Source organism: Rhodopseudomonas boonkerdii (assembly GCF_021184025.1).
Classification (GTDB): Bacteria; Pseudomonadota; Alphaproteobacteria; order Rhizobiales; family Xanthobacteraceae; genus Tardiphaga; species Tardiphaga boonkerdii.
Genome location: NZ_CP036537.1, coordinates 2,274,351 through 2,299,384, shown reverse-complemented (window position 1 = coordinate 2,299,384; position 25,034 = coordinate 2,274,351). Strand labels below are relative to the sequence as shown.

Genomic DNA, 25,034 nt, shown 5'->3' with positions numbered 1-25,034 from the left:
GGGAAGAGAAACTCAAAAGCCGTCATGGCCGGGCCTGGTCCGGCCATCCATCTTTCAGCAACGGCACAAAATGAAGAAGCGGGTCAGGCCCGCGTATGACGTCAGCGCTCTGGCTGCATCGTGCGGCCTTCAACCGCCCCGGCACGACGCGGCTCGCATGCCTGCGTCAGCTTCACACAAGCCAGTTCTGACAACGATGCGTGGTCACCACGCTCGTGCGACGAAACGCTTGTCATGAGGAATGCCCGTCGTGCTGCCCCCGCTCGTCCTTGCCTGCATCGCCGCCGCCATGACGCTGCCGGCGACCGCCGCCGATCTCTCCGGCTATCCGCGTAACGACTACGGCAGGGCGATGGAGCCGGCGCCGCTAGCCGGCCGCGGGCGTTATCTCGAGGTCCAATCGCCGCCCTGGGACAAGATCACCACTTATTCGCCCCAGGGGGCAGGGCCGCTGCAGGTGCATCGCTATTTCGGGCCGCCGCAGGTGTCCTACTATTACAGCCACTACGGCGCGCCGCAGGACCTGCTGATCGGTCGACCGCAATTCGGCTGCAACTACTTCACCTATTGCTGAACTCCCCTACGACGGGCAACGCGACGTGGCCCGCGCCAATCGTGGCTCTATCAGCTTGCCGCCATCTTCAGCAGCTTGATCGCGTCGAAATCCTGCACGCCGCCGCCAACACGCTTGGTGGTGTAGAACAGTACATAAGGCTTGGCGCTGTAGGGATCGCGCAACACCCGCACGCCGACGCGGTCCACGATCAGATAGCCGCGCTGGAAATCGCCGAACGCCACCGCCAGCGCATTGGCCGCGACATCCGGCATGTCCTCCGCCTCGACCACCGGGAACGTCATCAGCGTGGCGCGGCCGCCGCTCTGCGCAGGCGGCTGCCATAGATACGCGCCGGTCGTGTCCTTAAACTTGCGGATCGTCGCCTGGGTCTTGCGGTTCATCACGAAGGAGCCGTTCTGGCGATAGCCGGCCTTCAGCGCGTAGATCAGATCGACCAGCGTGTCGGACGGATTCGACGCCGCGAAGGTGCCCGCCGCGCCGGAGGCGAGATAGCCGAGATTGCCCCAGCTCCACGACGCATTCGCCGCCGTCGGATAGCTGAGAAAGCCCTTCGGCTTGTTGACGCCATCGCCGCCAACGAAGGCCGCGCCCTCTTGCATGGCGAAAACGAGTTCAACCTCTGAGGCGATCCACTCGTCGAGGTCGACCGCGCTGTCGTCGAGCAGCGTCGCGGTCGCCGCCGGCATGGCATAAAGCTCCATGGCCGGGAACGACAGCGCATCGAGATTTGGCGACGCCGTTTGCGGCCGCGCATCGGTCTCGCCGACCCAGCCCGTCGCCGGGCCCGCCGTCATGAACGGTTTCTTGTAGACGCTGCTGGAAATCTCACGCACCGAAGCGATACTGCGGATCGGCGAAATCGCCATGAGCCGTGCGCCGATGGTGCGCTCGAGCTCGGGCGGCACCAGATGCCCGCCATCGGGGTTGGAGCCCACCGACATCGCCTTGGTCTCGAACGCGCGCAGCGCCTCGACATCGCCGGCGCGCACATAGGCATCGAAGGCACTCTTGTGCTCGCGCGCGGCATGATCGCGCGAGGTGCGCGAACCGCCTATCCCTGGTCGAGCGCCCCGAAGCAAAATATCGTCCAGCCGCCGCTGCTGCGCATCCAGCGCTGCATTGATGCGATCGACCTTCTGCTCCAGCAGCACGTCGCCGCGCTTGTGCTCGATCACGGCCAAGCGCTCGTCATTGGCGGTCTTGAAGTCCTCGAAGATCTGACGCAACTCGTCATAGCTTTCGCGCGGCGCGGCAAAGCCGGCCTTGTGCTCGGGGGCAGCGTCGGTAAGTTCGAAATTCATGATGGCCTCCATCTGACAATGTTGAATGGCTAGGTGATCGGCATGCAAAAGCAGCGCTCCGCTATGCTGCGGAACGGGATGAAAGAAATGGCTGAACGGACGAACCGCTCGGATTTTGCCAAATTGGTTGTTACGTGACCGTCTCGTAACGCAAGCAGAATCTCTGCGCGTTGGACTACGATAGCTCGTGATTAAAAGCGCATATCTTGAAAGATAGCTGGCAGATATTCGCGCTGGAGCTCATCGCCGATTCTATCGGACTGGACGATCAGCCCCATGCCTCGCCCCTTTCCTGTCTCGTCGATTCCCTCGACACGCACGGCAATTGACCAGTCCGGATATTCGGCGAGCAACACCTGTAGTAACTTAATTACCGGCAGGCGCAACAGATCCAAGTTCAAGAACTCGACTTCTACCATTTTTGGCCAGGTATCATCCTCGGACACCCAATAGTCGCCCCGACGGCTGTTGTGTTGATAGCGAGTACCAAGTGGCGTCAGCAGCGCAACAATACGATCAAGCAAGATCGTAAAGACAGGATCGAGCGGTGGATTACTCCATTCAGCCATGACATCCTCTATTGGTTGCCCCGACCTGAGCCGCTTCTGAATATCCGGCCGATCGATCGCATAGCACGATTGAAATCCCTGATCTTCGGCTCATCGGATTCTCGAATCTCTTTCAGGAGATCTCTCGCCTGATCGGGCGTCATTCTCCGCGTTTCCATAATATCATTCTCTCTGAAAAATTTATCACTAAGATCCGATACGGCGTCGTTGTATTCGCGATGAGCACGATCCCAAAAATGCCCTCGAAGTTCTCCATTCGGAGTCACCGGCATCCGGTCTTTCGGCAAACTCCCCGTTGTAGATTCACCAAATACCCGACGAGTTTCAGGAGCAAGATCCCATTTTTCGTAAACCGCCCGTGGCATCTCGTGGTGTCCGCCGCTCTTGTAATATGGCTCGCCAAACTCATTGAGAATAGGGCTGTTACTTCCCCCAACGCGGATCAGCTCGCCGGTTTCAGGATCAGTATCTTGTGTCTGAGCATCAACGAACGCTTCGGTCGTATCCGATGGGATGAAGTCACCGTCGCTGACAACGACTTCATCTCCGGCGCCGGCATAAGCGTTGCGAAACACATCATCACTGACGTCTATATCGCCACCTTCCTCGTCATCTTCCTCGTCATCGCCCTCGTCACCATCGTCATCCTGCTCGTCATTCGCGCTGGATGGCGGCACGCCCCAGATCAGCCAAGTCAGCATGTCGGCCCAACGCCCACCGCCGGGCTGCCCGGCGGGAATGCGACGCTGATCCGCTCTGTATTTGAGATCGGTCCGAGGCAAGACGTCGGGCAAGATCGTTCCCGGCGCCAGGATTCGCACGATATCCGGGCGGATGAACCGCGCCCCATCTGGCCGCACGTAACGGCTGGCATCGGGGCGCAGATAGCGTGACGACAGCGGCGTTGAGCCACCGCCGAGATGATGGGTCATCGGAGCACTCCCGTCACAATGCCGCGGAATGCCGCTTTCCGTGCGGCGCGGGAGTGCAGTGAGCACACCGCTCTCCCGCGCCGCGCAGCCGCCGGCGGTGCGTCCGCGCCGGCACCTGAACCGGTCAGCTGCTGCCATTCGCGCTCGGCCACCGTGCGCAGCCGCGACTGCTTCACCGCTTCGACACGGGCGCCGTCGAGCAGCGGGAAGGTGACGAGCGAGATCTCCCAGAGATCGACCTGATGCAGCCGGCGGATGCGCGTCTTCGGATCGATGGCGCCGTGCCGGGTGCGATAGCCGATCGACAGGCCATCCACCGCGCCGGCCTGCAGCAGCGCGAGCAGTTCGCGCGCCCGCGCCACGTCGGGAATGAGTTTGCCGCGCGCCCACAATCCGCGCATGTCTTCGCGCAGCTCCAGCCAGACGCCGATGGGCTCCGACGGGTCGTGCTGGAACAGCATCGGAATCCTGCGCAGGCCGCGCTGCTGCAGCGTCAGCCGGAAGGCGCCGGGCATCACCATGTCGCGCGCCTGGTCGACGGCGCCGAACAGCGAGGCATAGCCCTCGATGATCCCGTCCGGCGTCAGCGCCAGACGCGTAGGTGCAGGCGACGGGGCAAGCATGAGCGGCCTCGGGACGATGAAGATGAATGTCGGGCACAGGCGGTAACGTCCCTCCCCTCCAGCACAGCGAAGCTGTGCGCAGTGGGGTCCGACGGACGAATTCGTCCGTGGTGGGTCAGGGCGAGCCACGGCGAAGCTCACAGAGCGAAGCCGGGAGGGGGCACCACGCGTGACGTCGCGTGTGGAGACACCCCACCCGTCGCGATCGATCCACCATGACGGACGAATTCGTCCGCCAGACCCCGCGTCGCGAGGCTTTGCCTCGCCAGGGGGAGGGAAAAGAACTACTTTCCGCGCCGCTTCGGCCTGGCGGGCGGCGATATCCGCGCCGTCTGGCGCTGTAGCTGGTCGAGATGGGCGAGAAATTCGCTGATCACGCTCAGATGATTTTTCGCGGTCTTGGCCTCCGGCCGGATCGCACGCAGCACGTCATGCAGGCTATCCATCGTTCCCCTCCGAAGCGCGATCTTCAGCGTTCGCCGTCAGCATCGATGTCGTTGTCGGCCTTATGCCCGCGCCGTCCGATGCGGCGATTGAAGAGCGCCAGCTGGCGCACGAATTCGTCGAACCGCCGGGACGCGCCGGCCAGCTCGCGCAGCGCGAACAGCGCCGCCAGACTCGCCACCGATGCCCACAGGAACAGCGCCAGATGCGCGAGATCGCCGCGGGTGAGAAACGTCTCGATGAGATCGGAGATGACGGTCATGGCATTCACGCAGCTGCAGGCACACCGCCCCCTGCGGGGCAGCGCATGCACAGTCCGGATGTGAGAAGAGACACGGCATCAGCCGCAGCGTCGCGTCGTCGTTACGGCGTGACCGCGATCAGCTCCGCCGGGCCGCCCGGCACCTCGTCGTCGAACACGCCGATCACCAGCCGCCCGGTGGTCCATGCGCTGGTGTCGAGATTGCTGCGATGGGCCAGCAGCAGCGGCCCGTCGCGACGGCGGTCATGGCCATGCACCACATGCTTGCCGCCAAGCCCGCTGTCGTCGTCATCGGCATAGCGCTTGGTCAGCAGCACCGATGCCTCCTGCTGGCGCAGCGGCAACAGGGGATCGACGCCGGCATGCACATAGACCCGATGCGTATCCTCATAGAACAACGGCCGGCCGTCGAGCCAGGCGATGTCATGCACCGGCACCTCGGCGGCATCGCCGCCATAGGATGCGAGCGCGGTGTCGCCGCCTTTCGCCATCCAGTCATCCATGGCGATGTCGCCGCGCAGCGCCGCCGCCATCAGCGCATCGTGATTGCCCTTCAGCATCGCGGTGCGCCACAGCGGCGGCATCGCTGCCCGCAGCCGCGCGATCACCCCGCGCGAATCCGGCCCCTTGTCCACGTAATCGCCGAGCACCACCAGCGTCAGCGCATTCCCCGCCGCATGCGCATCGATCCGCGCCAGCGCGCGATCCAGCAGATCGCTGCGGCCGTGCAGATCGGGAATGACGTAAGTCAGCGGCATCCGGCGAACCTCAAGCAATTTCCGCTTTGATGACATCGTGTCCCGGACGCGATGCGGCATGCTGATGCCGCTTCGCAGAGCCGGGACCGCAACAAACGCCGAGCTTTGCAACGCCGAGCTTTACACGGTCCCGGTTCTGCGCAGCAGCGTTGTCGGCGATGCGCCGCATCGCCTGCGCTGCAGCGCGCCCGGGACACGGTTCTATCACTCTATCCCAACCGGTCCCCGCCCTCCACCGGCGCGTAGCCCACCGCTTCGCGTTTCTCGTTCAGCGTCAGGAAATTCGCGGCGTTGACGCGCTCCCACAGCGCGACGCGGTCGCCCGCCAGGGCGTCGATGCGGTCGGTGTCGATTTCGACGCGGATGGTCTCGCCATATTCGCCGGCCAGCCACTGCGCCAGCGCGTGGCCGGTGCGTGCGGCGAGCGGCAGCACGGTCTGGCGGAAGAAGCTGCGATTGGCTTCGGCGAAATTCGCAAAGGTGTTGTCGCCGGGAATGCCGAGCAGCATCGGCGGCACGCCGAAGGCCAGCGCGATCTCGCGTGCGGCGGTGTGGCGGGCCTCGAGGAAATCCATGTCCTTCGGCGTCAGCGCCATCGGCTTCCAGTCGAGGCCGCCTTCCAGCAGCAGCGGCCGGCCGGCATTCGCCGCGCCCTGATAATTGGTCTCCAGCTCGTGCTTGAGCCTGTCGAACTGCGTGTCCGACAGCACGGCGCTGTCCGGCCCGGCATAGACCAGCGCGCCGGACGGCCGCGCCGCATTGTCCAGCAGCGCCTTGTTCCATTTCGTCGAGGCGTTGTGCGTGTCCAGCGCCGTCGCCGCCGCATCGATCGGCGCCAGACCGTAGTGATCGTCGAGCGGATGGAAGAAGGTCAGATGCAGGATCGGCGGCACACGCGCCGCGGCCTGGTCGAAGCGCAGGCTGCGGCCGCTCACGCTGTATTCGTAAGCCTCGGCCCAGCCATCGCTGCCGGCGAGCAGCTTCATGCGATCCGGCCTCAGCGCATGAAGCTCGCGCACGCGCTCATCCAGCGTCACCGCCTCGATATAGGCGTTGCCGGCGAGCAGGAGATGGGCATACAGCGTCTCAAAGAACACGCTGCCGTCCTGCCGCGGATTGGGCCGCGCCAGCAGCTGCGCGAGCGGATGCGCCTCGCTCTCCTCGGCGCCGTCGAACACGATGAGGCGGCACGCCGCCGCGTTGTCGGCGATCAGCCGCACGGCGCGATGCACGATGGCATTGGCGATGTAGCCCTCGCGCGCCAGCGAGGCGTAATCCTTCGCCGTCCAGCGCGCGCGGCCTTCATATTGCAACGCGAGCAATTTTGCCGTGCGCGACGCCTTGGTCTCCGGCGCCGCGAGATAGGCTTTCAGGCGTTCGAACATGAGTCTATCCTTGCCTTGTCCCGGACGCGGCCCCGCAGAGCCGGGACCGCACGAAGCTCTGGAGTTTGATACGGTCCCGGTTCTGCGAGGCAGCGCAAATGCGCTGCATCGCGCCCGGGACAAGAACTACAGCGTCCTGATCCGAGGCCCGTCGCCGCGCCGTCCGAGCGCGAGGGAGGACACGGCCCAGACCAGTGCATCCAGCCGGTCCGGCGATTTGCCGTTCGACAATCCCGAACTCGCGAAATCGCACATCTCGTCTTCCAGCGCGGCGAACGCGCCGACATGGCGGACGCGGCCCTGCTCATAGAGCGCGGCGACCGGCTCGGCGCGCAGCCATTTGCCGCGCGTGGCGCGCACCGGTGTCACCGCCACGCCCGCATCGATCTCGTTGATGACAGTCCGCACCATGTCGCCGCCCTGATTGACCTCGACCACCAGCGCATCCGCCTCGAGCCGCCGCCACAATGCAATCGCCTTGCTGGCCCACATGGTCGGCGTGGCGCCATGCACGCTGTCGTCGGCGAGCACATAGACGGTGCCGTTCTCGCTCAGCCCCGCCGCCACGATGCCGCAGGCATCCGCGCGCTTCGTCGATGTCGCCGGCGGATCGACGGCGACCACGATGCGCTGCAGACAGGGCGCCGCATCCACGCGGCACTGCTCCAGCATGGCGCGCGACCACAGCGCATCCGGCCGGTCGTCGATGATGTCGCCGTTCAGCTCCTGCCGCCCGAGCCGCGTGCCGGCATAGCGCGCCAGCACATGGCGCAGGAAGGTCGGTGCGAGATGAAACGCATTCGCCGCGGTCCCTGCCCGCGTCACCGCGGTGGAGGGATCGGCGAGCAGGCGCTTGAGCAGTGCGGTCGGCCGTGCCGTGGTGGTGATCAACTGCCGTGGATGCTGCCCGAGCCGCAGTCCGAATTGCAGCATGTCGAAGGCCGCCTCGGCCTGCCGCCACTTCGCCATCTCGTCCAGCCATGCACAATGGAATTGCGGTCCACGCAGGCTTTCGGGATCTTCCGCGGAGAACACCTCGGCGATCGCCCCGTTCTCCCATTGCAGCCGTCTGCGCGATGGCGACCATACCGGCCGTTCGCCGCGCGGATGCACGCCGAGAATACCCGACACGCCCTCGATCATGACTTCACGCACATCGTGCTCGGTCTCGCCCACCAGCGCGATGCGGCCGGTCGCGCGCTCGGCGAAGGGCGGCCGGCCCAGCGCCTGCGCGCGCACCCATTCGGCGCCGGCGCGTGTCTTGCCCGCGCCGCGTCCACCGATCAGCAGCCAGGTCAGCCATGGTTCGCCATTCGGCGCGCCGACCGGCGGCACCTGATGCGGATGCGCGAAGACCGGCCAGCAGTCTTCAATCAGGAAGTCGAGTTCCGACGGCTGCATCGTCTCCCACAGGAACAGCCGATCCGCGTCCGAGCCGCGCTTCCAGACGGCGAGAAAGCCTTTCACGGAGTTCGTCCAGGTCGCGCGGCCGATCGGAATCGGCGGATCGGTGGTCATCATCTGCACGTCTCCGGTCGGCTTCCCGCTCCTTGCGCAGTTCCGCCGCCACGCGCGCCAGCGCCGCCACCGTGCGCGCATGGCGTTCGGCCTCGCTGGGTCCGGTCTCGCTGCGGCCGGGCGCGCGGGTGATGGCGTCGATCTGGTCGAGCTGGCCGGCGATCGTATCGGCGATGCGCTGGATGAACTGCGAATGCGTTCGCAGCCGCTTGCGTGCGGCGGGCCTCAGCGATGCCGCGGCGCGCGGTGTCTTTGCGGACGGCGTCGCGGCAGGCGTCTTGCTCGCCGCCGGCTTTCTGGCTGCCGGCTTTTTGGCTGCGAGCTTGAGCGCCCGGTCGCTCGCCCGCAATCCGAGCCCGGCATAGACCATGGTGGCGGCGACGGTCTTCTTGCGCAGCGCGATGCCGGCGAGCCTGCGGGCCTCCGCATCGTCCCCCTCGATCGCGTCACCATCCAAAGAAGAAGCCCGCGCCGGCTTCTCTGCCGGGCGGGCTTTCGATGTCCTGGCCATAATGGACTCCCCTGCTGACATTCACCTTGGATTGATCGGGTTTACGTCCGGAAAAACACGAACCACACGATCGCCAGGATGATCACGGCCAGACCGATGCTGATCGACAGCAACGCGAGCACCGACGGCCCCGGCTCGGCCTGGCGAGCCTCGGTCGGGGTTTCGACGATCTGTCCATTCTGCTTCGTTGCCATGGCGTCCTCGCTCTGCTCGGGCGACGTCACACCTCGCCCGGGTGCCTTTCGGCACCTCGTGAAATAGGCACGCACCGGCGCCTTGCCCAAACGCAACGCACCATGGAAGGTGATGTTCCGGTAACAGGTGCTATCGAAACGAGGGAGAACTCCGCCGGTTCGCGACGCTGCCGCTAAGGCGACCGTCTCGAAACCCACTTGTGGAGCATGCCGTAAACCTATCCGGGCAGCGCGACGCTGTCAAGGCATAAAATCTTAGATCGGAAATAAATCTTGCATCCAGCGGATTCGGCTGCGCGCTCAGGAGGTTGCCTCACCGCTCCGGTTGCGACCAGGCCGCGCCGGGGGCGCTGGTGATCTTGCCGGGATAGTCCACGTTCACCACGCAATTGCCGCGCAGCTCCGCTGCCGCCTGCAGGCATTGCCGATAATCGAAGAACCGGCAGATCTGCGGCAGGCTTCCGGGGCCACGGGGGCCGCCGGTGAGCACGCAAAATGGCGGAATGGCGGATCCCACCGATCGTGCCGGCCGGGCTTCGGCCGCACCATCGGCAAGGCATACTGCCAGCATGGCGACAGCGAGGAGCGATACACGACGCGTATTCATGTGAAGCGCTCCGGTCAGCGCCCGCGACGCGGACGCGCCGGCGCCGCATCGGCACCGCCGCGATATTCGACATTGCCCACGCAATTGCCGCGCGTTCCGACCGCGGCAGCGACGCACTGCTGATAATCGGAATAGATGCAGTTGCCGACATAGGCGGCCGGGCCATTGGCGCTGCTTTGAGCAATACAATATTGCGCGCCGGCCGCAGGAGACGGCGTCGGCGCCGCAACGATAAACAGGAAAGCGGCCAGCCCGGCGGACGCAGCCCATCGCAAATAGAGGGTCATCGATATGCCTCATATGAAAATGCGCGGCGAATGCCGCGCAGCTACATATAGGCCGCATCGTCGCGTCGGACAGAACCTTCACGATATTGCGTTCGGGCAAGCCGACGCCGCGGACGAGGATCGGGCCGCCGTCGCCCGTCCTATTTCAGTGACGCGTTGACGTCAGCGTAACGGCCATTGAGCGTCGTGCCGAGCCCCTGCACGGCAGCAATAATCGCGAGGCTGATGCCACAGGCGATCAGCGCGTATTCGATGGCGGTCGCACCGGACTCGTCTTTTGCAAATGTCGAAATCAAACGCAGCACTTCGGCCTCCTCAATCCGGTGCGGATTTCTTCCGTCACCGTGCCTGGCAATGACCGTCACCCTAGCTGCGAGAAGTTGCAGTGAAGTTCCCAAACAGCGTCAATTATGAATTAATCGTGCGGTAACTATCTGCAAATGCGATGCGCGATCTCCGTCTACTCCGACACCACGCTGGCCGCCTGCTTCGCCGGCCCCGCCAGGGGGCGCTCTTCCATCAATATCAGGAACAACGCAGCGAGTGCGAGCATCGCCGCCGCGGACTCAAACACATAGCGGAACGCCGTGATCATTTCCTCGCGGGCGATCGCCTGCGTCGCCTGCGCGTGTTCGCCCGATATCGCGAGATTCGGCCCCAACGCCATGAGCAGGACCGTGGTGAAGGCGGCGACGGTGAATGACGACACCAGCGCGCGGAAGAAGTTCATGGCGCCTGTTACGGTGCCGACCTGCGGTCGTGGCACCGCATTCTGAATCGACACGAGGCTGACCGGAAAGATCATGCCGAGGCCTACCGAGAGAATACCGAGCATGGTGAGCAGCAGCCACAGCGGCAGCGGCGTCAGCAGCGCGATGGCGAGACCCATCGCGGCGGCCACCGACGTGCCGCCGATGGCGATGCGCTTGTAATGCACGGCCTTCACCATGGTGCGGCCGGCGATCAGCGCGCCGAGCACCGAGACGGCAGCTATCGGGATCAATGCGAGTCCGGCCTCAGCGGCAGTGAGACCATAGACGACCTCGTAATACAGCGGCAAATGCACGGTAAGACCGAGCATCGCGCCCATGCAGCAGCCGCCGGCCGCCATGGCATACGGCACCACGCGTCCGCCGATCAGGGACAGCGGCAGGAACGGCTGATCGGTATGCATGGCGTGCCAGACGAAGGCGAAGCCAATGGCGACGGCAGCGCCGAGCAGCGCGATGATGGTCGGCGAGAGCCACGAGAAGCGCGTGCCGCCCCAGGTCAGCGCCAGCATGAAGGCGACGGCGGAGATCATCAGCAGGACGCCGCCAAGCCAGTCGACCTTGCGGCGGCGATGGAAGACCGGAATCTTCTTCATGTTCGGCAGCATGAGCGCGAGCGCGCCGATGCCGAGCGGGATGTTGATCCAGAAGATCATCGACCAGTGCAGATGCTCGGCGAAGATGCCGCCGAGGATCGGGCCGCCGATGCCGGCCGAGACCCACACGCCGCTGAAATAAGCCTGATACTGGCCGCGCTCGCGCGGCGACACGACATCGGAGATGATGGTCTGCACGATCGGCAAAATGCCACCGCCACCGAGGCCCTGCAGCGCGCGGGCAATGATCAGCACCAGCATGTTCGGTGCCAGCGCGCACAGCACGGAGCCGACCATGAACATCGCCATCGCCGCGATGATGGTGGCACGGCGGCCATAGATGTCGCTCAGGGTGCCGAACACCGGCGCCACCGCGGTGGAAGCGAGCAGATAGGCTGTTATCACCCAGGAGAGATTGGAGACATCGCCGAATTGCCGACCAATGGTCGGCAACGCCGTCGCGACGATGGTCTGGTCGAGCGCCGCCAGGAACATCGCCATCAGAAGGCTGATCAGGATACTGCGGACTTCGGCGGGCGAGAGCGATGCGGAAGCCACCGGCGGCGGCGCGTGTTCAAGGTCGATCGCTTCGGTGGGAATGCGCGAGAGTTCTTCGGCAATGTCGTCGGCAAGAAGGACGTCGGACCGGAGATGGTCGGGCCGGAAATCTTCAGACCAGCTATCGTCGGACAAGGGCTGGCCGTCGGCGGAGCCGCGGCACTGGCGTTCGATCTTGTTCATGAACTCTTCGATGCACTGAAAAGTCGCGCCGTCAGCGACGCAGAAACGCACGCGCCGGCATCTCTGCGAAAATCTATGCTTCCCGAGGCGCGCGCGACAGTTGTTTCATTGCATGGGAGCATCCCGCCGCGGGCGGTCGCTCGCGCATGCGTGATCAGGCGTGACGGCTCAGCTCCGCCAGCCGGCGCCATTTCTCATAGGCGTAACGGCAATTGTAATCGGCGACATGCCACCCTGCAGCACCGTCAAGGAAACCGGCACGGAGAACGAACGTCTTGATGAAAGCGGCCGAGCCGTGCAGCAGCGCCTGCATGGCGCCGGCGCGTCGGCCGCGCGAAAACATCTGCTGCGCTGCGGCGGTGGAATAACGGACGATCTTGTCCTCGGCATCGGCGCGCGAGGTGATGCTGTCATGCTCGATGCGGAAGCTCGCGGTGCGAACCTCGCCATCGACGATCACGCGCTCATGCACGAGATCGTCGGAGAACCGCGCCTGCCCGCGCCGGAACAGCCGCGTGACATAATCCGGCGACCAGCCGCTATGGCGGATGACGCTGCCGCAAAAGCGCGAGCGTCGCGACATGCGGTAGGCCGCCGGCGCGTCGGCCGCGGCGACAGCCGCCTTCAGCGGCGTGACCGCCTCCGCATCCAGCCACTCATCGGCATCGAGTGACAGCACCCATTCGCCACGCGCCCGCTCCAGCGCCCGCGCCTTCTGCGGCCCGAAGCCCGGCCAGTCCGTGGTGACGATGACCTCCGCGCCGAAGGATCTGGCAATATCCACCGTGGCATCGGTGCTGCCGCTATCGACGACGATGATCTCGTCGGCGAATGACACCGAGCCGAGGCACCGCGCAATCGCGGCTTCCTCGTTCTTGGTGATGACGATGAGCGAGAGTTTAGGCGTTGCCGTCATCCGAACCGATTGCTGCCTCGCTTGGCCCCGTACGACGAGGCTCCAGCGCCCCTCATAGAGGCCGTGCCGTTGGGCAGCAAGCCATATCCGGCAGCTTTCCGCGGGTTCAGCACTGCGCGCTAGGCGGGCCGCTTCTTCAGTTTCGCCCTGCGCGGCAATTGCGCGGGCCACGACACGATATGATCCTCGAGCTCCTCGTCCGGCACGGTTTCCTCGCTGGCCACCACGCGCCCGCGAACCGAAACGCCGGCCTCATGCACGGTCTCGGAACTGCCGGAAATCAGCGGATGCCACCAATAAAGATCGCGCTTTTCAGCGGCGAGCTTGTAACCGCAACTGAGCGGCAGCCAGCTCAAGCTGCGAACGTTGTCCGGTGTCAAACGAACGCAATCGGGCACCTGGTCGGAGCGATTTGGATAGTCCTTGCAGGCACATAGGCCGGCATCCAGGAGCTTGCAGGAGATGTGGGTGTAGTAGATCCGGCCGGTATCCTCGTCTTCCAGCTTGTTCAGGCAGCAGCGCCCGCAGCCGTCGCACAGGCTCTCCCATTCCGCGTCGGACATTTCTTCCAACGTCTTGGTTTTCCAGAACATTCCCTCTTGCGCGGAGGGACGGGGCGGACGCGCGGTCATCTGTCGAATAAGTCCAATCTGCAGTGAAACGCCCTTCTAGCGGCGTTAGCCTTGAGCAGCAATTGTACTGCCCCACCATTGGTTTATCGCCCCTCCTCGGCTAAAACTTTACCGAGTCTCCGGTGCCGCAACACTGCCGCCGGGATGCCGTAATGATTGCGCAACAGACGCCGGCTTGGCCCATTCGGGGGCGAGGCTTTCGCTGCAACGATACCAAGGCCCCAGGTGCCGACAATCGACCCGTCGAAGTGGATCACAAAAATCCGGCACTTCCTGCTGGATCTCGACGCACGCATCGATTCCGGCCTGTTCTCCTCCGGCCGCGGTACCCGGGAGCTGTGGGAGCGCTACGCGACCTTCATGGACAGGTTCCATGTGGGAAGCTGGAAGCGCTGGCTGTTCATCGAGCCGCTGTCGGAAGCCGCCACCCTCGGTCTCGGTGGCCTCGTGCTGATGCTCGCGCTGGCGCAGCCGGCGTTCCGCGAAACCGCCGACGAGGACTGGCTGAAGAAATCCGATCTCGCCGTCACCTTCCTCGACCGCTATGGCAATCCGATCGGCAGCCGCGGCATCAAGCACAATGACTCGATCCCGCTGGAAGACTTCCCGGACAGCCTGATCAAGGCGACGCTGGCCACCGAAGACCGCCGCTTCTACGATCATTTCGGCATAGATATCGCCGGCACCGCACGCGCGCTGGTCACCAATGCGCAGGCCGGCGGCGTGCGCCAGGGCGGATCGTCCATCAGCCAGCAGCTCGCCAAGAACCTGTTCCTGACCAATGAGCGCACCATCGAACGCAAGGTCAATGAAGCGTTCCTTGCAATCTGGCTCGAGACCCGTCTCACCAAGAATGAAATTCTGAAGCTCTATCTCGACCGCGCCTATATGGGCGGCGGCACCTTTGGCGTCGACGGCGCCGCGCATTTCTACTTCAACAAGTCGGCACGCGACGTGACGCTCGCGGAAGCCGCGATGCTCGCCGGTCTGTTCAAGGCGCCGACCAAATACGCGCCGCACATCAACCTGCCTGCCGCCCGCGCCCGCGCCAATCAGGTGCTCGACAATCTCGTCGATGCCGGTTTCATGACCGAGGGCCAGGTGTTCGGCGCCCGCCGCAATCCGGCCGTCGCCGTCGATCGCCGCCAGGAAGTGTCGCCAAACTACTATCTCGACTGGGCCTTCGACGAGATGCGCCGGCTCGTCGACACGTTTCCGAAATCCTATGTGGAGCGCGTCTTCGTGGTGCGCACCGCCATCGACATGAACGTGCAGCGCGCCGCCGAAGCTGCGGTTGAAAACCAGCTCCGTCAGTTCGGCCGCGACTATCACGCGACGCAGGCGGCCACCGTGGTGGCCGATCTCGACGGCGGCATCCGCGCCATGGTGGGCGGCCGCGACTATGGCGCCAGCCAGTTCAACCGCGCGGTGGACGCGATGCGCCAGCCTGGCTCGTCGTTCAAGCCTTATGTCTACACCACGGCGCTCTTGAACGGTTACACGCCGAAATCGGTGATCCTCGACGGCCCGGTCTGCATCGGCAACTGGTGCCCGCAGAATTACGGCCACTCCTATTCGGGCAATGTCACGCTAACCCAGGCGATCACGCGTTCGATCAATGTGGTGCCGGTGAAGCTCTCTATCGCGCTCGGCAAGGGCAGCCCGAAAGCGGGCCGTGCGAAGATTGTCGAGACCGCGCGCAAATTCGGCATCAAGGCTCCGTTGCTCGATACGCCATCGCTCCCGATCGGCTCCACCGAGGTCTCGGTGCTCGAGCATGCGACCGCCTATGTCACCTTCCCCAACAAGGGCCGTGCGGTGTCACCGCATGCGGTGCTGGAAGTTCGCACCGGCGCCGGCGATCTGGTCTGGCGCTATGACCGCGACGGACCGAAGCCGACCCAGGCCATCCCCGCCTCCGTCGCTGCCGACATGGCAGAGATGATGAGCCATGTGGTGAGCGAAGGCACCGCACGCCGCGCTGCGCTCGATGGCATCCCCACCGCAGGCAAGACCGGCACCACCAATGCCTATCGCGATGCCTGGTTCGTCGGCTACACCGGCAACTTCGCTGCCGCCGTCTGGTACGGCAACGACGACTATTCGCCGACCAACCGTATGACCGGCGGCTCGCTGCCGGCACAGACCTGGCACGACATCATGGTCGCCGCGCATCAGGGCATTGAGGTGCGCGAACTACCGGGCGTGGGCATGGGCACGCGCAATCCGGCCGCAGCTGCCTCGTCCACGATGGCGGCGAATGCGCAGGAGCAAAAGCCCGGTCCGCCACCGGTGCTGACGCGGCGCGGCGCCGACATCCTGCTGCGCGTGGAAAAGATGCTGGACGATGCCGGACGCACGATCGGCAACACTTCCGCGAATGAAGAGCCGATGAAGCCACGTGCCTCGACCACGCTCGCCTTCCCGGAAAACTATGCGGCAGCAGGCGATGCCTCCCCGAAGCCCACCCCTGTTCCCACCCGCAAGAATTAATGCTTGAGCGTATGTCATCTCGATGGGATCGTGTCCCGGATGCGATGCGGCGCAAAGTGCCGCATCGCGAAGTTTCGCTTCACTTGAAATGCCGCATCGCGTCGGGGACACGTATTCATCAAGCTGAGCGTCGTTCTGAAAAGATGGTGGTGGCTACGTGCGGCTGATCTTCCTCACGCTTCTGGCGCTTGCCATCGCAGCTGGCGTCGGCCTCGGCCTGACATGGACGACGGCCACGCGCGGCGTCGATCTCGGCACGCTCACCATTGGCTCGTGGACCGCGCGGCCGCGCAGCGGTTCGAATGAGATCGACCCCTATGCCCGTGCGGGCATCGCGCGCTCCGGCGAGTTGCCGATCGGCACCGGCGACGGCATCACTTTCACGGCCATGACCGACGACAACAAGAAACCGCTCGACGGCCGCTGCGATGTGGCGATCAGCGGTGTCACCCCGCCGGCCCGCTTCTGGACGCTGACGCTGTACGATACCAAAGGCCGCCTCGTCGCCAACACGCTGGATCGCTACGGTTTCACCAGCCAGGAAGTCGTGCGCAGTGCCGACGGCGCATTCGAGGTTCGTATCGCCGCGCGTTCGCGCGCCGGCAACTGGCTGCCGACGAGTGGCATCGATCGCTATGTGCTGGCGCTGCGCCTTTACGATACGCCGGTCGGTGTTGCGACGCGCAGCCAGAAGGACGCGCCGATGCCGGCTATCGTTACGATGGACTGTCCATCATGATCCGGCTGCTGTTCACCATCATCGGCGGCCTGCTGCTCGGCGGGGTGGTGCACCTGGTCAGCGTGCTGGCGCTGCCGCGCATCGCCACCCAGGACGCCTATTCGCGGATCGCGGCGGTGACCAAGGAAAATACGGTGACGCCGCTGGCGCAGACCAATCCGACAAATGCACTGCTGCCCTTCATGGACCCCGCTTTCGCGATGGCGGTGTGCCGTTACGATCTGTCCAAGGGGCCGATCAAGCTGACGGTACCGGTGAGCCAGTCTTATACGTCGGTGTCGTTCTATACCCGCAGTGACGTCGCCTATTACGCCATCAATGACCGTTCTGCAGGCCGCCGCGTCATCGAGCTGGACTTGATGACCGAAGCGCAGCACGAAGCGCTGCCCGAGGAAGAGGATGTCACCGCCGCCGACCGGCTGATCATCGACTCGCCCAGCGAGACCGGACTGATCGTATTAAAGGCACTGGCTGCGGAACCCGGCTTGATGACCCAGGCACAAGCCTCGCTGACCGCCGCGAATTGCCGCGTTCAAACCGATCAGCCGGCAGCGCCAACGAAACGGTAAGCTCAGAAAAACCTGACCGGCCATCTGTTCTCGCCACAAAATGACGGGAACAGAGCTCACATTCCCCACGCTCCATGGAGAGGAATACGAGGCGACGCCCGTGACATCTTTCCGCATGGAAAAGTTTCAGGCGGAGAACACGCGTAATCTGCCTGCCATCCATATCGGCGATGCTGCGTGTCGATCCCATGACACGGCGAATCGACCGGACCGGAACTCACATGCATCACGATCAGGCCACGGCGGAAACGAAGGTTTCCTATCCCCTCTCTCTCGTTTGGTGGCCACTGCTTTATTTCGGCGCGCTCGTCGGTGCAGGCTTCGCCTTTGCCAGCACCGCGCCCATCATGTGGTTCAACGCCGTCTACGCGGCGCTGCTGGGCGCGATCTTTCTGCTCGAACGAACCACGCCGCACCGCGCAGAATGGCTCGAACATGACGGCGAACTGCTGAACGATATTGGACATACATTGCTCACCAAGGGCGCGGCGCAGCTCGCGATCGCCGCCACGTCGATCGTACCGATGGCGGTCGCGACCGTGACTCGCACCGAGGACCATGTCTCACAGCTGTGGCCGACACATTGGCCACTGATTGCACAGGTCGTTCTTGCGCTGGTGATTGCCGAATTCGGCCTCTACTGGTCGCATCGCATTGCGCATGAAAATCTGTTCTTCTGGCGCTTTCACGCCCTTCACCACAGCGTCATCAGGCTCTGGGTCGTGAATACCGGACGTTTCCATGTGGTGGACTCGCTGATCAAGACGGCACTCAGCCAGATCCCGCTCTATCTGCTCGATGCGCCGCTCCAGGTGTTCCTGTGGGTCGGTGCGGTGACGGCGATCACGGGATTGCTGACCCATTGCAACGTGGAAGCGCGCACCCCGCTGTTCGATCCGGTGTTTGCGACACCAAAGCTGCATCGCTGGCATCACTCCAAGACTCTGAAAGAGGGCAACAGCAATTATTGCGAAAACATCATGATCTGGGATCATGTGTTCGGCACCTATCTCAACCCGGACAAAGCCTCGCCCGACCGGCTCGGCATCAGCGGCAAGGTCGTGCCGGATTTCATCGGTCAGATCGTGCAGCCGTTCTCACGCAAGGGCGCGCGGCAAATTCTGGGGCGACGGGTGGAGACGACTGATGAGCACGGCAAGAGCGCAGACGAGAAAGCGAGTGCGCCTGCCGTAGGGCGGATTAGCGAAGCGTAATCCTTGATGTGGCGAAGAACGGCGGATTGCGCTTCGCTAATCCGCCCTACGATCATCCGCCGACACGAAGTGCCCTGCCCGGGCGCGCGGATACGAGCGTGCCCGCTGCTGCATCGGCCTGCGAGGCGAGTTCGTTGATCAGCATGTCGGCACTTGCCGCCATATTGTCGGGCGCATGAATCACGAGGCGTTCCAGCGCCCATTTATAGGACGACACGCGCCGCTGCAGGCATTGCTCGACCCATTGCACGATCAACGCATTCTCATCCATGCGTGCACTGGCGTCGAGGCGTTCATTTGGCTGCAGGCCTGACACGAGCTTGAGGCTGGCCGCACGCTTGCGGTCAAGCTCGGTGACACGCATCGCCGTGGCGTAGAAGCCCTCGAAGCGCAGGATGTCATTGCGCACATCGTCCATCAGCACCGCGTAGCGCGATGAATGGGAGCGATGAGGTTCGTCGATCAGAAGCTTCCCGTAGGCCGTGCGGTCGAACACGACGTTCTGCCGCCACGGCGCTTCAATCGACTTGTAATCGCCGAACACGCTCTTCCACAGCGGACGCGAATGCGGCGGCTCGATCAAGGGATAGGCCTGATCGCGCAATTGCCGCTCGAGATCGGTGAGCTGGAATTCGGATGACTTCAGACCGACGCTGCCGGTGGCCTCGATGCCCACCCAGCGATGCATGTCGTCGGTGACGGCGTTGTTTCGCGTGCGGCCGAAATCCCCTCCGGCGCAACCGCCGAGCGTCGCGCTGAGGACAATCGCAGATGCGAAAACCGGAGCCATCCTCCGAAACCGTATGCGGCTCGGTGTGCGCATCATCGACATGCTCCAACTTCCGCGATCAGGACCGCGCACGACGCTTACGGCGACGACCCGGCGCAGTACCTTCTTCCGGACCACGCCCGCCGCTTCTGTCATCGACGTGACGTTCGATACGGATCACCGGAAGGATCAGGATTTGTGCTGATAGTTCGCGAGGTTGCAGGACCACATCCACGCCCAGCCGGCGTGCCGCCGCATTCACCGGGAACTTGATGATGCTGCCCATCGTCTCCGCCTCTCGCACCGTCTCCTCGCGAACTGTGCCTGCGCATTAAGGAGATTTATGGTTAACGAGTTCCTAACGACATCCGAGGGACCTTAACCACCTATCGCAGCATTCCTGTCTGAAAATCCTCTCTGCAGGTACCGCCGGGGATCGGACCGACGCCTCCCCTCATTCGACCATCTGACAGACATGCAGGACGAAGTCTGACGATGAGCGCAACGCTGCAAAACGTGGACGACCTTCCCCTCTCTCAGAACTGGAAAGAAACGGATGCGCTGCCCGCGCTGCGACTCGCCGATCTCGGACATTCACGCCAAACCCTCCTGCGTGAATTATCGCTGCGATTACTCGACTGATGGCTTTCCCGGTGGTCGGTGGCCAACCGGTGCTGATCGATTTCGCGGGCAGGCGCTTTGCCAACCTACAGACAACGGTGCACCCGGCAGCGATGCCGGGCTTTTCTGTGCTGCGTGCGCAGCAACATGCCGGTCAAAAGCTTTTTGTTGCCTTAGCAACTAATTCGTGAGAACGTCTCTCAAGCAGGCGCCCCAACAGCAATTCGATTGCCGCGCTGCTTCAGGGAGAGAAACGATGGCGGGCCGCATGCGCGGAACCGGACGGGATGGTGTGCGCCCGAGCCTAGTCGGCTGGAGCGGTGACGGCATCGAGATTGCCGTGAATACGCCGCAACAAATCGATCAGGACTTCGCGCTCGCTGTCCGCGAGACACGACAACAGCCTTTGTTCGCGCTCAAGCGCAGCGACGATGACCGCATCGTGCGTCTTGCGCCCCTTGGCGGTCAGCTTGATCGAATGCGTCCGCGCATCGCGCCGATCGGTGCCGATCGTCACCAGCCCCCTGCTTTCGAGCATCGAAAGGGTTCGGCTAACAGGCCCCTTGTCGAAGCCGATGACCTGGCAGATCCGCGACGCCGGAATCCCCGGCTCGATCGCCAGCAGCGACATGATCCGCCATTCCGTGACGTTCACGCCGAAATGCTTCTGATAATGGATAGTCGCGCTGTTCGACAGCTTGTTCGCAATGAAGGTGACGAAAGCCGGAACGTAGCGGTCGAGATCGAGCAGCAACGCGTGTGCAGCCGCTTCATTGTGCGCAGGCGCATTGCTCCTGGACACGTCCTTACCCGCTTTTTTTCTACCCATCCGCCGCGGCCTCACCTGCGTTTCCAGGCCAGCCGCGATCCGGGCCGCCCGTGCCGTCCACATAGAGATATGCGGCGACAGTTGCCAAGAAGAAAACAGGGAGACGCGCCATGGTCGCTTTGACCGATCCCCACCCGGCACCGGCCGCGCCGGTCCTCGCTTTCGATACGCGTGCGGCAGACCATACGTTCCCGCAGATCCCGACGCTCGACGTCGATCCTTTCGCCATCGACTTCTTCGCCGATCCGCATCCGACCCATGAGCTGCTGCGCGAGGCCGGCCCCGTGGTCTATCTCGACAAATGGAACGTATATGCGGTGGCCCGCTATGCGGAAGTCCATGCAGTGCTGAACGATCCCGGCACCTTCTGCTCCAGCCGCGGCGTCGGCCTCAGCGATTTCGCCAAGGAGAAGCCGTGGCGACCACCCAGCCTCATCCTCGAAGCCGATCCGCCCGCACATACGCGGACCCGCGCGGTGCTGAGCAAGGTGCTGTCACCCGCGGTGATGAAGACGCTACGCGACGGCTTTATGGCCGCGGCCGATGCGAAAGTGGATGAGCTGCTGGAACGACGCAGTTTCGATGCGATCGCGGATCTCGCCGAAGCCTATCCGCTGTCGGTCTTCCCGGACGCGATGGGGCTGCAGAAGGAAGGCCGCGAAAACCTGCTGCCCTATGCAGGCCTTGTCTTCAACGCGTTCGGCCCGCCCAACGAATTGCGCGAGAACGCCATCGCACGCTCGGCGCCACATCTGGCCTATGTGCAGGCGCAATGCCAGCGCGAAAACCTCACGCCGGGCGGTTTCGGCGCCTGCATCCATGCCCGGGCCGACAGCGGCGACATCACCCACGACGAAGCGCCGCTGCTGGTACGTTCGCTGCTCTCCGCGGGCCTCGACACTACCGTCAACGGCATCGGTGCCGCCGTCTATTGTCTCGCGCGCTATCCCGATGAATTTGCACGGCTGCGAGCCGATCTCACCCTCGCCCGCAACGCCTTCGAAGAGGCCGTGCGTTATGAGAGCCCGGTGCAGACCTTCTTCCGCACCACGACACGTCCCGTCGAGATCAGCGGCCACCGGATCGGTGAAGGCGAAAAGGTGCTGATGTTCCTCGGCGCCGCCAACCGCGATCCACGGCGGTGGGACGATCCCGCCCGCTACGACATCACGCGCAAGACATCCGGCCATGTCGGCTTCGGCTCAGGAATCCATATGTGTGTCGGCCAGCTCGTCGCCCGCCTCGAAGGCGAAGCAATGCTCTCGGCTTTGGCGCGCAAAGTAAAAACCATCGAGATCAGCGGCCAGATCGCGCGCCGCTACAACAACACACTGCGCGGGCTGGAAAGCCTGCCCGTCACCATCACGCCCGCCTGAGGACCCCATGCCGAGCATTACTTTCATCCATCCCGATGGTCGCGCGCAGAGTGTCGATGCCGCGATCGGCGACAGCGCCATGGCGGCCGCGCTCCGGCACGGAATCGACAAGATCGTCGCGGAATGCGGCGGCACCGCCGTCTGCGCAACATGCCATGTCTATGTGAGCAACGACTGGATCGCGCGCGTTGGCGATGTTGGCTCTGACGAAGACGAATTGCTCGAAGGCGTGGCGGCGGATCGGCTGCCGAACAGCCGCCTCTCTTGCCAGATCAGGATCACCGATGCCCTCGACGGGCTCGTGCTGCGGCTGCCGGAGCGACAGATCTAGCTTCGTGTCAATCACCGCGACCGGCAACGTCCGGACCCGCGTCACCAACCAAACAGGGGGAGATACAATGAAGGGTTACAAGACAATGTTAGCCGCCGCGGCGTCCTGCTTCATGGCAGGCACGGCGCAGGCGCAGGCGCAGATTTCCGACGATGTGGTTCGCATCGGCGTACTCAACGATATTTCCGGCGTGTTCCAAGACACCAACGGCATGGGCTCGGTGGAAGCCGCACGCATGGCGGCCGAGGATTTCAACGGCGGAGGCAAGAATATCAAGGTCGATATCGTCTATGCCGATCATCAGAACAAAGCCGATGTCGGCTCCGCCATCGCGCGCAAATGGCTGGACGTCGAGAAAGTCGATGCCATCGTCGATGTGCCGAACTCGTCCGTCGGACTTGCCATCAACAATATCGCGCGCAACACCAAGATGACGTTCCTCGCCTCATCGACGGCGACATCGGATCTCACCGGCAAGGACTGCTCGCCGAACACGATCCAGTGGGTCAACGACGCCTGGGCCACCGGCAACACCACAGCGCAGGCCATGATGCAGCGCGGCGGCGACGACTGGTATTTCATCACAGTGAACTACGCGCTGGGACAAGGCATCGAGGCAGAGGCCACGAACTACATCACCAAGCACGGCGGCAAGGTGCTGGGCGCGTCGAAACATCCGCTCGGCACGTCGGACTATGCGTCGCTGCTGCTGCAGGCGCAGACATCGAAGGCGAAGGTGATCGGCCTCGCCAATGCCGGCGCCGACACCATCAACACCGTGAAGCAAGCGAGCGAATTCGGCATGCAGGACGGCCCGCAGAAGCTGGTGGCGTTCCTGATCTTCATCAATGACGTCCACGGCATGGGCCTGAAGACCGCACAAGGCCTGCTGCTGACGGAATCCTTCTATTGGGATATGGATGACGATACCCGTGCCTTCGCCAAACGCTTCGCGCAGCGCCCGGGTATGAACGGCAAGATGCCAAGCGGCAATCAGGCCGGCGTCTATGCGTCGACGCTGGCCTATCTGAACGCCGTCGCCGCGAAGGGCAGCGACGATGCCGGCGTGGTGGTGCCGCAGATGAAGACCTTCAAGGGCAAGGACAAGCTGTTCGGGGACGTGACGATCCGTGCCGACGGTCGTGTCATCCATCCGATCTATCTGTTCGAGATCAAGAAGCCCTCGGAGTCGAAATATCCCTATGACTACTACAAGCTGCTCGCGACCGTTCCGGCGGAGAAGGCCTTCCGCCCGATGAGCGAAGGCGGCTGCCCGCTGGTGAAATAGGCGCACAGAAAAAGGCCGAGGTGAAAATCACCCCGGCCTTCTTTCGTTCAGATTAGACCAGAAGCCTTAGTAAAGCTTCGCGCCGGCGGCGTCGACGACCTTGCCCCAGCGGACATGGTCTTCCTTGATGGTCCTGGCGAAAGCTTCGCGGGTCGAGGTCGTGACGCTGAGACCCTGGGCTTCCAGGCGCTCCTTGACTTCCGGCAGCGCGCCGATGCGCACCACTTCGGCATTCAGGCGATCGACGATGGCGTCGGGCGTGCCGGCGGGGACAACAAGACCGAACCAGCTATCGACGACGAAATCCTTGACGCCAGCTTCGGCAGCGGTCGGCACGTTCGGCAGTTGCGGCGAACGCTCGCGGCTGGTGACCAGAAGACCCTTCACCTTGCCGTCGCGAATCTGCGGGGCAAGCACGGTCAGCGTGTCGAAGGACAGGTTGACCTGATTGCCGAGCAGCGCATTCACTGCGGGGGCACTGCCCTTGAACGGAACATGCAGCAGATCGGTCTCGGTGAGGCTCTTGAAAAGTTCGCCGCTCAGATGGCAGAGCGTGCCGGGACCGCAGGACGAGTAAGTGAACTTGCCGGGCTCGCGCTTCGCAGCCGCAATCAGCTCCTTGACGTTTGACACGGGCGCATCGGGGCTCGCCGCGAGCACATAAGGCACCGAGGTCAGGATCGACACCGGGGTGAAGCTCTTGAACGGATCGAACTGCACCTTGTTGTTGATGTGCGGCAGGATGGTGAGCTGCCCGGCCGGCGCCAGCGACAGCGTGTAGCCATCGGGATCCGCCTTGGCCACGGCTTCGGCGGCAATCGCGGTGCCGGCGCCGGCCTTGTTCTCGATCACGACGGTCTGGTTCAGCGCCTCGCCGAGCTTGTCGGCGAACACACGCGCCGAGATATCGGCGGCGCCGCCCGGCGGGAACGGGACGACCAGCTTGATCGGACGGCTGGGCCAATTGTCAGCCGCGCAAGCCGCGCCGATCCCCGTGGTCAGCATGACCGAGGCGAAGGCAGCGGAGAGAAGCCGGGACAACAGGACGGAGCGCACGATCGTGATCCTTTGGTTGCGAGACATGTTTTAGCTGCCGCCGCAGAGACGACAATTCGGCCCTGCTCGCATGAGCAGGCCGGAAAAGCCGGCGATGTTGGCTGTTTTTGCTGCCGTCGGTGATCT

At 63.7% G+C, this 25,034-nt stretch carries 31 protein-coding genes; 10 read left to right on the top strand and 21 right to left on the bottom strand.

All coding sequences use genetic code 11. The annotated features are described in order from the left end of the window. Positions 1–250: 250 nt before the first annotated feature. On the top strand, positions 251–574 hold the full coding sequence (locus E0H22_RS10655) for a hypothetical protein (protein WP_233025615.1): 324 nt from the start codon (positions 251–253) through the stop codon (positions 572–574). A 50-nt stretch (positions 575–624) separates the two neighbouring features. Here E0H22_RS10655 and E0H22_RS10650 read toward each other — a convergent pair whose 3' ends face one another. From E0H22_RS10650 to E0H22_RS10570, 17 genes are all read right to left on the bottom strand, one after another. Beyond that, on the bottom strand, positions 625–1,878 hold the full coding sequence (locus E0H22_RS10650) for a phage major capsid protein (protein ID WP_233025614.1): 1,254 nt from the start codon (positions 1,876–1,878) through the stop codon (positions 625–627). Between the two features lie 191 nt (positions 1,879–2,069). Next, positions 2,070–2,447, bottom strand: coding sequence for a hypothetical protein (locus tag E0H22_RS10645; protein WP_233025613.1), 378 nt, complete (start codon positions 2,445–2,447; stop codon positions 2,070–2,072). Positions 2,448–2,455: 8 nt separating this feature from the next. After that, positions 2,456–3,379 (bottom strand): hypothetical protein, encoded by a 924-nt coding sequence (locus tag E0H22_RS10640; protein ID WP_233025612.1) that lies wholly within the window; start codon positions 3,377–3,379, stop codon positions 2,456–2,458. After that, entirely contained in the window at positions 3,376–4,002 is a 627-nt protein-coding gene (locus E0H22_RS10635; protein ID WP_233025611.1) for an HK97 family phage prohead protease, read from the bottom strand. Before E0H22_RS10635 ends, E0H22_RS10640 begins: the two co-directional genes overlap by 4 nt. 284 nt (positions 4,003–4,286) lie before the next feature. Next, complete coding sequence (locus E0H22_RS10630; protein WP_233025610.1) at positions 4,287–4,448, bottom strand: hypothetical protein; 162 nt, start codon at positions 4,446–4,448, stop codon at positions 4,287–4,289. 23 nt (positions 4,449–4,471) lie between these two features. Beyond that, positions 4,472–4,699: a hypothetical protein gene (locus E0H22_RS10625; RefSeq protein WP_233026278.1), complete on the bottom strand. Its 228-nt coding sequence runs from the start codon at positions 4,697–4,699 to the stop codon at positions 4,472–4,474. A 110-nt stretch (positions 4,700–4,809) separates the two neighbouring features. Then, positions 4,810–5,466, bottom strand: coding sequence for a metallophosphoesterase (locus E0H22_RS10620; RefSeq protein ID WP_233025609.1), 657 nt, complete (start codon positions 5,464–5,466; stop codon positions 4,810–4,812). Positions 5,467–5,675: 209 nt separating this feature from the next. Further along, positions 5,676–6,851 (bottom strand): phage portal protein, encoded by a 1,176-nt coding sequence (locus E0H22_RS10615; RefSeq protein WP_233025608.1) that lies wholly within the window; start codon positions 6,849–6,851, stop codon positions 5,676–5,678. Positions 6,852–6,977: 126 nt separating this feature from the next. After that, positions 6,978–8,252: a DNA-packaging protein gene (locus E0H22_RS10610; RefSeq protein ID WP_233026277.1), complete on the bottom strand. Its 1,275-nt coding sequence runs from the start codon at positions 8,250–8,252 to the stop codon at positions 6,978–6,980. Beyond that, positions 8,221–8,880: a hypothetical protein gene (locus E0H22_RS10605; RefSeq protein ID WP_233025607.1), complete on the bottom strand. Its 660-nt coding sequence runs from the start codon at positions 8,878–8,880 to the stop codon at positions 8,221–8,223. Before E0H22_RS10605 ends, E0H22_RS10610 begins: the two co-directional genes overlap by 32 nt. 41 nt (positions 8,881–8,921) lie before the next feature. Then, positions 8,922–9,074: a hypothetical protein gene (locus tag E0H22_RS10600; protein ID WP_233025606.1), complete on the bottom strand. Its 153-nt coding sequence runs from the start codon at positions 9,072–9,074 to the stop codon at positions 8,922–8,924. 313 nt (positions 9,075–9,387) lie between these two features. Beyond that, positions 9,388–9,681, bottom strand: coding sequence for a DUF3551 domain-containing protein (locus tag E0H22_RS10595; protein ID WP_233025605.1), 294 nt, complete (start codon positions 9,679–9,681; stop codon positions 9,388–9,390). A 14-nt stretch (positions 9,682–9,695) separates the two neighbouring features. After that, the gene (locus tag E0H22_RS10590) at positions 9,696–9,968 is read right to left on the bottom strand and encodes a DUF3551 domain-containing protein (RefSeq protein WP_233025604.1); all 273 of its coding nucleotides are present in this window, start codon (positions 9,966–9,968) and stop codon (positions 9,696–9,698) included. 140 nt (positions 9,969–10,108) lie between these two features. Further along, positions 10,109–10,273 carry a Flp family type IVb pilin gene (locus E0H22_RS10585; protein ID WP_233026275.1) on the bottom strand — a complete coding sequence of 55 codons (165 nt, stop codon included), beginning with the start codon at positions 10,271–10,273 and terminating at the stop codon, positions 10,109–10,111. A 155-nt stretch (positions 10,274–10,428) separates the two neighbouring features. Continuing rightward, positions 10,429–12,075, bottom strand: a complete 1,647-nt coding sequence (locus E0H22_RS10580; protein WP_233025603.1) for an MDR family MFS transporter — start codon at positions 12,073–12,075, stop codon at positions 10,429–10,431. A 154-nt stretch (positions 12,076–12,229) separates the two neighbouring features. Beyond that, positions 12,230–12,991 carry a glycosyltransferase family 2 protein gene (locus tag E0H22_RS10575; RefSeq protein WP_233025602.1) on the bottom strand — a complete coding sequence of 254 codons (762 nt, stop codon included), beginning with the start codon at positions 12,989–12,991 and terminating at the stop codon, positions 12,230–12,232. 119 nt (positions 12,992–13,110) lie between these two features. Further along, positions 13,111–13,623 (bottom strand): YcgN family cysteine cluster protein, encoded by a 513-nt coding sequence (locus E0H22_RS10570; RefSeq protein WP_233025601.1) that lies wholly within the window; start codon positions 13,621–13,623, stop codon positions 13,111–13,113. Positions 13,624–13,848: 225 nt separating this feature from the next. On the opposite strand from E0H22_RS10570, the gene E0H22_RS10565 reads away from it, so the two are divergent. From E0H22_RS10565 to olsE, 4 genes are all read left to right on the top strand, one after another. Continuing rightward, positions 13,849–16,116 (top strand): transglycosylase domain-containing protein, encoded by a 2,268-nt coding sequence (locus E0H22_RS10565; protein WP_233025600.1) that lies wholly within the window; start codon positions 13,849–13,851, stop codon positions 16,114–16,116. 157 nt (positions 16,117–16,273) lie between these two features. Beyond that, positions 16,274–16,855, top strand: a complete 582-nt coding sequence (locus E0H22_RS10560) for a DUF1214 domain-containing protein (RefSeq protein ID WP_233025599.1) — start codon at positions 16,274–16,276, stop codon at positions 16,853–16,855. Beyond that, positions 16,852–17,424 (top strand): DUF1254 domain-containing protein, encoded by a 573-nt coding sequence (locus tag E0H22_RS10555; protein ID WP_233025598.1) that lies wholly within the window; start codon positions 16,852–16,854, stop codon positions 17,422–17,424. Before E0H22_RS10560 ends, E0H22_RS10555 begins: the two co-directional genes overlap by 4 nt. Before the next feature lie 221 nt (positions 17,425–17,645). Beyond that, on the top strand, positions 17,646–18,638 hold the full coding sequence (gene olsE, locus E0H22_RS10550) for an ornithine lipid hydroxylase OlsE (protein ID WP_233025597.1): 993 nt from the start codon (positions 17,646–17,648) through the stop codon (positions 18,636–18,638). A gap of 52 nt (positions 18,639–18,690) precedes the next feature. Here olsE and E0H22_RS10545 read toward each other — a convergent pair whose 3' ends face one another. After that, positions 18,691–19,428 carry a hypothetical protein gene (locus tag E0H22_RS10545; RefSeq protein ID WP_233025596.1) on the bottom strand — a complete coding sequence of 246 codons (738 nt, stop codon included), beginning with the start codon at positions 19,426–19,428 and terminating at the stop codon, positions 18,691–18,693. Between the two features lie 58 nt (positions 19,429–19,486). Next, entirely contained in the window at positions 19,487–19,693 is a 207-nt protein-coding gene (locus E0H22_RS10540) for a hypothetical protein (RefSeq protein WP_233025595.1), read from the bottom strand. A 209-nt stretch (positions 19,694–19,902) separates the two neighbouring features. Here E0H22_RS10540 and E0H22_RS10535 point away from each other — a divergent pair, with 209 nt between their 5' ends. Together E0H22_RS10535 and E0H22_RS10530 are read left to right on the top strand one after the other, a co-directional pair. Next, positions 19,903–20,049: a hypothetical protein gene (locus tag E0H22_RS10535; RefSeq protein ID WP_233025594.1), complete on the top strand. Its 147-nt coding sequence runs from the start codon at positions 19,903–19,905 to the stop codon at positions 20,047–20,049. Beyond that, the gene (locus E0H22_RS10530) at positions 20,049–20,219 is read left to right on the top strand and encodes a hypothetical protein (protein WP_233025593.1); all 171 of its coding nucleotides are present in this window, start codon (positions 20,049–20,051) and stop codon (positions 20,217–20,219) included. Before E0H22_RS10535 ends, E0H22_RS10530 begins: the two co-directional genes overlap by 1 nt. Before the next feature lie 113 nt (positions 20,220–20,332). Here E0H22_RS10530 and E0H22_RS10525 read toward each other — a convergent pair whose 3' ends face one another. Then, a complete protein-coding gene (locus tag E0H22_RS10525; protein ID WP_430715241.1) occupies positions 20,333–20,857 on the bottom strand; it encodes a MarR family winged helix-turn-helix transcriptional regulator in 525 nt (174 codons plus the stop codon). A gap of 110 nt (positions 20,858–20,967) precedes the next feature. Between E0H22_RS10525 and E0H22_RS10520 the strand changes: the two genes are divergently transcribed. From E0H22_RS10520 to E0H22_RS10510, 3 genes are all read left to right on the top strand, one after another. After that, the gene (locus E0H22_RS10520) at positions 20,968–22,233 is read left to right on the top strand and encodes a cytochrome P450 (RefSeq protein WP_233025591.1); all 1,266 of its coding nucleotides are present in this window, start codon (positions 20,968–20,970) and stop codon (positions 22,231–22,233) included. A 7-nt stretch (positions 22,234–22,240) separates the two neighbouring features. Beyond that, the gene (locus E0H22_RS10515) at positions 22,241–22,564 is read left to right on the top strand and encodes a 2Fe-2S iron-sulfur cluster-binding protein (RefSeq protein ID WP_233025590.1); all 324 of its coding nucleotides are present in this window, start codon (positions 22,241–22,243) and stop codon (positions 22,562–22,564) included. A gap of 67 nt (positions 22,565–22,631) precedes the next feature. Next, positions 22,632–23,852, top strand: a complete 1,221-nt coding sequence (locus E0H22_RS10510; RefSeq protein ID WP_233025589.1) for an ABC transporter substrate-binding protein — start codon at positions 22,632–22,634, stop codon at positions 23,850–23,852. A gap of 66 nt (positions 23,853–23,918) precedes the next feature. Here E0H22_RS10510 and E0H22_RS10505 read toward each other — a convergent pair whose 3' ends face one another. Beyond that, entirely contained in the window at positions 23,919–24,908 is a 990-nt protein-coding gene (locus E0H22_RS10505) for a Bug family tripartite tricarboxylate transporter substrate binding protein (RefSeq protein WP_233025588.1), read from the bottom strand. Between the last annotated feature and the right edge of the window lie 126 nt (positions 24,909–25,034).